The organism is Micromonospora sp. NPDC023814, assembly GCF_040639595.1.
Lineage (GTDB): Bacteria > Actinomycetota > Actinomycetes > Mycobacteriales > Micromonosporaceae > Micromonospora.
The window spans coordinates 1-4,030 of the sequence record NZ_JBFAAF010000173.1 but is presented as its reverse complement, the minus strand read 5'-3'; the positions used below and the strand labels follow the sequence as shown (position 1 = coordinate 4,030).

Below are 4,030 nucleotides of genomic sequence, written 5' to 3'. Positions count from 1 at the left end.
CCGCATGCGCCAGCACCGCCCGCTGCTGACACGGCGTCAGATCCAGAGCAAACCGGTACGCCTGTATCGCCTTCACGACGACGGGTCCTGTGTGGCGGCCTCGACCGCCCGACGCACCCGATCCGCAGCAGCCCCACGGCCGTAGAGACGCACGCACAACAAGGTCAACATCTCCGTGACGTCCCGGACCAAGTCATCGTCGACCTCCGCCGGGTCGACCACCAACAGCCTGCGACCCTGCGCGGTCAACGCCGCCTCGACATACTCGGCACCGAAACGGACGAACCTGTCACGGTGCTCCACGACGATGGTCGTGACCATCGGGTCGCGCAGCAGGGCGAGGAACTTCTTGCGGTGCCCGTCCAGTGCGGATCCGACCTCAGTCACCACCTGCGACACCGGCAAGTTCCGCCCAGTCGCCCACGCGACGACCCGAGCGACCTGCCGATCAAGGTCGGCACGCTGCTCGGCGGACGAGACCCCGGCGTACACCACCACCCGCTCGACGCCAGCCGAGACAGCAGGCAACGGCTCGCCCACCATGATGAGTCGCCCCAGCCGGAAAGTAGGAACAGGTAGCGTCCCAGCCGCGTACTGCCGCCGCGCGGTCACATACGCGATCCCCTGAGACGCCGCCCACTCCTTCAAATTCACCCCATCACCATAGCACCCCTAAGGACACTAGAGACGATTCAATCGCGAGCAGTTGTTAACCCCTCCGCGCTGCGCGTGGAACAGCGCGCAGTGCCCGGGTGGATTCCTGCTTCTCGGCGCGGTGCCGGCACGGGTGCCGGTCTGACCTGCGCTCCACGGGCTTTGAGTTGTCCCAGCGTCCCTGGGCCAACACGTTCTTGGCTGCGTTTGTGTCCCGGTCGTGGGTCACGCCGCACGGGCAGGTCCACGACCGGACGGACAGCGGCTTCGGTCCGTCGAGCCGACCGCACTGCGAGCATGTCTGGCTGGTGGGCGCAGACCGGTTGATCTTGCCGAAGGCGGCGCCCTTGCCGTAGCCGCGATGTTGGCAGGCCGGGTCCGAATGCCGCGCCGCCGGGTCGGGTTGGTCGTCTCCGGCGGCAACATCAGCACCGTCCTGTTCGGGCAGCTCATCCCTGCGGGGGGGCTTAGCGACTGAAGGATGGTCCGGGTGGCATCCGCACGGGTGCCGCCCGGACGGTCCGGCAGTGCGTTCCGGACCGCCGGACCGCCGCCAGGCGGCCCCCAGATCTCCCGCTTCATCGGCTCGCGGCGAGATACCTCAGCCTCGCCATGTTCTTTTGCTCCAGCGGGCGATGGTGGCCGGTAGGCCGTCGCCGGTCACCGGTGCTGGATTCTGCTTCTCGCTGGTCGAGGTGAGTCCGTAGGTCCTCATCCGTGGGCTCGACCAGGAAGGTGCCGTCCGGCCACAGCAGCGTGGGGACGCGTCGACGTCCGTGCTGCAGCCGCCGGACGAGCCTGGTGGCGGCTTGGTCCCGGTCGAGGTCGACGTAGTGGTAGGCGACGCCGGCGGCGTCGGGCACGGTTCGGCTGCGTCGCACGGGGCACCAGCCGGTGCCGTAGACCACGAGCCCAGGGCTGGTGGGGTAGTGGTCGGGATGATCTGCACCAGTCATGTCGACTGCTGTGACCGTGTTGATGCGGCAGGGCGCGGCCGGTCGTGCCCGTGCCTGGGACGGACACGACCGGCCAGATGGTCAGCCGACGAGCTGGTAGCCGGCCTGTTCGACCGCGGTGCGTACGTCGGCGGCCTCCAGGGCGGCGTCGCTGGTGACGGTGACCAGGCCGTCGGTCACATCGACCTCGACGCGCGTGACGCCAGCGACGGTGCTGAGGTGCTTGCGCACGGAGTTGGCGCAGCCCCCGCAGGTCATTCCGGACACGGTGTAGGTGGTCCGGACGCCGTCCTGGGTGGCGATGGCTGCCGGGGCGGTGTCAACGGCAGTGGCGCAGCCGCAACTGGATTCGCTGTTGCACATGGACATCTCCTCTGATGGGTGTGGGTAGGCAAGGCGGACCCGGCGAAGCTGCGGTGTGGTCGTCCTCCGTCTGAGTGCCGGTGTCCCGTCACGATCCGCCTTTCTCGATAAAGCGGAAGCTACCCCAGGGGGGTATATGGCGCAAGGGGTTCGCGTGATCGGGCGTCGTTGACGTGGATCACTTGACGTCCGATACCCCTAGGGGGTAAACATTCTCCACTTACCCGTACCCCCTAGGGGCATGAAGGAGTGGTTGTGATGTCATCCGGATCCAAGCGGTGGTGGGCCCTCGGCCTCATCGCGCTCGCCCAGTTCATGGTCATCATGGACACCTCGATCATCGGCGTCGCTCTACCTCGGATGCAGACGGACCTCGGCTTCTCGCCAGAGAACCTCTCCTGGGTGTTCAACGCCTACGTCGTCGCCTTCGGTGGCCTGCTGCTGCTCGGTGGCCGGTTGTCCGACCTGTTCGGTGCCCGCCGCATGTTCACCACCGGCTGGCTGATCCTCCTGGCCGGTTCGGCCGCCGCCGGCCTGGCCGACAGCGTCGCCGTCGAGCTGGCCGCCCGCGCCGTCCAGGGCGCCGGCGCCGCCCTGATCGCGCCCTCGGCGCTGACCCTGCTGATGATGCTCTTCGGCGCCGAGCCGCGGGAACTCACCAGAGCCCTTGCTCTCTACGGAGCCGCGGCGCCCGCCGGCGGCACCGCCGGCGTCTTCCTCGGCGGCGTCATCACCGAGTACGTCAGCTGGCCCTGGGTCTTCTACATCAACATCCCGATCGCACTGGTCGCCGTCCTCGCCACTCCGGCGCTGATGCCGGCCGGCGGCGCCCGCCGAGGCTCCCTCGACGTCGCCGGAGCGCTCACCGTGACCCTCGGTCTCGGGGCCGCCGTCTACGCCATCGTCCGCGCCCCCGAGGTCGGCTGGTCCTCCGGGCAGACCTGGTTGGTCCTGGCCGGCGCCGTCGCCGCCCTGGCGGCGTTCCTCGCCATCCAGGCTGCCCGCCGGGAGCCGCTGATGCGCCTGTCCATCTTCCGCGCCACGAACCTCGCCGCCGCGAACATCGCCCAACTGCTGCTCGGCGCGGCCTGGATCCCGATGTGGTTCTACCTCAACCTGTACCTGCAGCAGGTCCTCGGCTACAGCGCCTTCCCCAGCGGTGCCGCGCTGCTGCCCATGACCGTCCTCATCATGGTCGGGATGATCGCCCTCGCACCGCGAGCCATCAACCGATTCGGCCCCAAGCCCATGGTCGTGACCGGCCTCGCGGTCCTCGCCGCCGGCCTCGGATGGCTCGCTCTGATCCGCCCCGACGGCACCTTCGTCGCCGACGTCCTGCCCGCCTCGCTCGTCGCGGCGCTGGGCATGTCACTCGCCTTCATCCCGTCGCTGGGCACCGCGATCTCCAGCGCCCGCCCCGAGGAAGGCGGACTGGCATCCGGCATCGTCAACACCAGCTACCAGGTCGGCTCCGCCCTCGGCCTGGCCGCCATGACCGCCGTCGCCGCGTCCTACGGCGCCGACCAACTCGGCGACCTGCCGGCCCTGACCGACGGCTACTCCGCCGCCTTCATCGGCGCCGGGATCATCGCCGCCGCAGGTGCTGTCATCGCGGCGATCACCCTGCGCAGCTCCGCACCCCACCCGGAGCAGGCCACCGACGCCCAGCCCACCCAGGATCAGCTGACCTGACTTTCCTCACCACACTCGCCTCGATCACCAACAGTGTGAAGGAGAGCATCATGACCACCGTCGACCCGATCCTGACCGCCCACGACGACCCGTCGAACGCCTCTGCCGCCAACGCCACCGCCCGGCACCCCGCTGCGGAGGACGCCCGAGGTACCGATGCCGCTACTCGCGACGCCTCCGAACGGCTCGCCCCGAAAAGCGTTGCCGCCGTAGACAGCGCCCGCACCGAGCTGCTACACGACATCGGTCAAGCCACCTTCGCCCCTCTGAGGGTCTGCTGCACCGATAGGTGACATCTGAGATGGCTTGCCCTGTGGGCGAGCTGGAAGGATGTCGCTGTGCCCAAGCCCTACCCCCGAGAGTTC

6 protein-coding genes are annotated in these 4,030 nt (G+C 68.9%); 2 read left to right on the top strand and 4 right to left on the bottom strand.

What is annotated here, in order from left to right; genetic code table 11:
- Positions 1-72 precede the first annotated feature (72 nt).
- The 4 genes from AB0G14_RS34965 to AB0G14_RS34950 all read right to left on the bottom strand — a co-directional run bounded on the left by AB0G14_RS34965 (position 73) and on the right by AB0G14_RS34950 (position 1,913).
- Positions 73-654 (bottom strand): IS607 family transposase, encoded by a 582-nt coding sequence (locus AB0G14_RS34965; RefSeq protein ID WP_357704966.1) that lies wholly within the window; start codon positions 652-654, stop codon positions 73-75.
- 55 nt (positions 655-709) lie between these two features.
- Positions 710-982, bottom strand: a complete 273-nt coding sequence (locus AB0G14_RS34960) for a zinc ribbon domain-containing protein (protein WP_357704973.1) — start codon at positions 980-982, stop codon at positions 710-712.
- A gap of 250 nt (positions 983-1,232) precedes the next feature.
- Entirely contained in the window at positions 1,233-1,610 is a 378-nt protein-coding gene (locus tag AB0G14_RS34955) for a hypothetical protein (RefSeq protein WP_357704963.1), read from the bottom strand.
- A gap of 81 nt (positions 1,611-1,691) precedes the next feature.
- On the bottom strand, positions 1,692-1,913 hold the full coding sequence (locus tag AB0G14_RS34950) for a heavy metal-associated domain-containing protein (protein WP_357704969.1): 222 nt from the start codon (positions 1,911-1,913) through the stop codon (positions 1,692-1,694).
- A 318-nt stretch (positions 1,914-2,231) separates the two neighbouring features.
- Here AB0G14_RS34950 and AB0G14_RS34945 point away from each other — a divergent pair, with 318 nt between their 5' ends.
- Together AB0G14_RS34945 and AB0G14_RS34940 are read left to right on the top strand one after the other, a co-directional pair.
- A complete protein-coding gene (locus AB0G14_RS34945; RefSeq protein ID WP_357704960.1) occupies positions 2,232-3,665 on the top strand; it encodes an MFS transporter in 1,434 nt (477 codons plus the stop codon).
- 50 nt (positions 3,666-3,715) lie between these two features.
- Entirely contained in the window at positions 3,716-3,958 is a 243-nt protein-coding gene (locus AB0G14_RS34940) for a hypothetical protein (protein ID WP_357704957.1), read from the top strand.
- Positions 3,959-4,030 lie beyond the last annotated feature (72 nt).